The sequence below is a fragment of the Chitinilyticum litopenaei DSM 21440 genome (genome assembly GCF_000428145.1).
GTDB classification, from domain to species: domain Bacteria; phylum Pseudomonadota; class Gammaproteobacteria; order Burkholderiales; family Chitinibacteraceae; genus Chitinilyticum; species Chitinilyticum litopenaei.
Map to the genome: position 1 here is coordinate 1 of NZ_ATZJ01000077.1, position 2679 is coordinate 2679.

At 64.3% G+C, this 2679-nt stretch carries 3 protein-coding genes; all 3 read left to right on the top strand.

The window, feature by feature from the left end; translation table 11 throughout:
• A partial coding sequence (locus C515_RS24410; protein ID WP_211234089.1) for a hypothetical protein occupies positions 1–336 on the top strand: 336 nt, incomplete at its 5' end.
• A gap of 178 nt (positions 337–514) precedes the next feature.
• Positions 515–1453 (top strand): ChbG/HpnK family deacetylase, encoded by a 939-nt coding sequence (locus C515_RS0116365; RefSeq protein ID WP_028456385.1) that lies wholly within the window; start codon positions 515–517, stop codon positions 1451–1453.
• A complete protein-coding gene (locus C515_RS0116370; protein WP_081687014.1) occupies positions 1440–2207 on the top strand; it encodes a sugar isomerase domain-containing protein in 768 nt (255 codons plus the stop codon). The genes C515_RS0116365 and C515_RS0116370 overlap by 14 nt, the downstream gene beginning before the upstream one ends.
• Positions 2208–2679 lie beyond the last annotated feature (472 nt).

Consider the following 2679-nt stretch of genomic DNA (forward strand, 5'->3'; position numbering starts at 1 on the left):
CAGCGAGCGGCGCTATCCGCGCGCAGTGAAGATGAGCAAAACCCGTTACCCAGTCAAGAAAAATGCCGCTCAGGCTTAACTGAGCGGCATTGCCTTGGGGGACTCGTTTTTCCGGGGGCGCGGGACAACTCGGGCTGCGCCCTCAAACACGTCCCGCGCCTGATCCTCCCCCTGCGGGGAAACATGCGCGTCTCAGCGGCTTTCAGGGCAGAACGTACTATTGATCCGGCCTTCAGACGTTTGAGTTTCCGTAGGAGCGAGCTTGCTCGCGAAGCCTTGCTGATCGCGAGCAAGCTCGCTCCTACGGGTGAAAACATCAGAGGGCCGGATCAATAAGCAACAGCTTTGTTGCCCAAGCTTCCTGCAGTAGGAACTGCATCAGGTAAAAATCAGTCAGTGGCAGAGCTGTCGGCAGGGCTCCGACCGAATGGCGTGGTGCGCAAGACCGGGAAAGTCCGCGCCGGCAGGCCGGCCGATAATCACTGGCATCTCCCGACTCCGACCGGAGCGCAGCATGAGCACCCTGCAGGACTATCTCGGTTATGCGCGCAATGACCGCGTGCTGATCATCCACGCCGACGACATCGGCATGTGCGAAGCCACGGTGAGCGCCTGGCGCGCGCTGCAGGGCAGCAATCTGACCTCGGCGTCGGCCATGGCGCCCTGCCCCTGGTTTCATGCCGCCGTCGATGCCGTGCGCGCAGCCGGGCCGGCGGCCGACATGGGTCTGCACCTGACGCTGAACTGCGAATGGCCGAACTACCGCTGGCGAGCGCTCACCGGCCCGGCACACCCCGCCCGGCTGTGCCGCGCTGACGGCACACTGCACCAGCTGGCGGCCGACACCTACCGCGAATCCGACCTGGCCGCCGCCCGCGACGAACTCGAAGCGCAGATTGCCCTGGCACGGCAGCTCGGCCTGCCGCTCACCCACCTCGACAGCCACATGCTTACGATCTGGCATCCGGCGCTGCTGACCCACATGCTGGCACTCGGCAAACAGTACGCCCTGCCGCTGCTGCTGCCGCGCATCAATACGCCGGGCATGATGCAGGCCGCCTGCCTGCCGGAACCCGAAGCTGCCGCCGCCTGTGCGCTGCTGGATGCCGCCATCGCGCGTGGCGAGCTGCTGCCGCTGACCGGCATGGCTGTCCTGCCGCTGCATTCGCACATCACGCTGGCCGAGCGGCTCGCGTGGGTTGCAGAGGAACTCGCCCGCTTCGACGGGCCCGGCGTGTACTGCCTGATCGGCCATCCGGCCAGCAACACGCCCGAGCTGCAGGCCATCGCCCGCGACTGGCGCGGCCGGGTCGCCGATTTCGAGCTGATGGCCAGCGCCGCCCTGCGCGACCTGGTCGCCGGCATGGGTTTCAAGACCAGCGGTTTCCGCCCGAAGGCGGCCACCACCACCGCGGAAGAAGCGGCAGAAGGAGTGGACTATGTCGCACAGTGAACGCAGCCCCACCGCCAGCCCCTTTGCCGCCGATTACCTGCAGGCCGTCATCACGCTGATCCAGCGCGTGCACGACGAGCAGCTGCCGCAATTGCAGGATGCCGCCGTGCGCATTGCCGACAGCCTCGCCGCCGGCGGCCTGCTGCATGTATTCGGCAGCGGGCATTCGCAGCTGCTGGCCGCCGAACTGTTTTACCGTGCCGGCGGCCTGGTGCCGGTGAACGCGATTCTCGACCTGCCGCTGTCAGTCATGGTCGCCGCACGGCGCTCGACCTGGCTGGAACGCGTGCCCGGCTATGCCGGCCAATTGCTGCAGGACGAGCCGGTGCGTGCCGGCGACGTGGTCATCGTGATTTCCAACTCCGGGCGCAATGCCGTGCCGATCGAAATGGCGCTGGGCGCGCGCGAGCGCGGTGCGACGGTAATCGCGCTGACCTCGGTGCGCTTTTCGCAGACGGTGGCCTCGCGGCACGCCAGCGGCCAGCGCCTGCTCGATGTCGCCGACGTGGTGTTCGACAACTACGGTGCCGATGGCGATGCGCTGATCACGATTCCCGGCTGCCCGACGCCGGTCTCGGCTTCGTCCACCGTGGTCGGCAGCGCGCTGCTGCAGGCACTGGCCACCGCCACCATCGCCGAACTGGCCGCACGCGGCAGCACGCCGCCGGTCTGGCAGAGCGCCAACGGCAATGCCGGCGATACCGAGAACGCCGCGCACATCGAGGCGCTGCGCGGGCGGATCAGGCGGCTCTGAGCCCTATACATGTACACCCATATTCCTGAAGCCATTTTAAAAAAATGGCTACGGACATATACCCGAAACAAGCACCTGATTATGTCTCTGCTTCAGAATCGTCATTCCCGCGTACGCGGGAATCCAGGATGACGGTGTGAAATCAAGCGTTGCTCTGGATGCCCGCCTTCGCGGGCATGACGAAAAAAGGGATTCTGAAGGAGAGACATAATCAGGAACAAGCAAATCAAAACCTGATTAGAAAGCTGTCTCAGCAAGCATTCACCAACAGCCCGTCATGCCGGCGAAGGCCGGCATCCAGACTGCAAACGTTTCGTTAAACCTTCTGGATTCCGGCCTTCGCCGGAATGACGGCAAGAAAGCTGAAGAGTCTTGCTAGGCTCTGTTGAGGTTTGATTAATTTTTACGCGATGGGCTATTTTGCCCCAGTACCAGGCATTTGCCACGCCGCAGTACGGGTACTGTCAGTGGC

Coding starts and splice junctions, on each gene's coding strand:
- C515_RS0116365 (WP_028456385.1), top strand. CDS start 515: ATGAGCACCCTGCAGGACTATCTCGGTTATGCGCGCAATGACCGCGTG.
- C515_RS0116370 (WP_081687014.1), top strand. CDS start 1,440: ATGTCGCACAGTGAACGCAGCCCCACCGCCAGCCCCTTTGCCGCCGAT.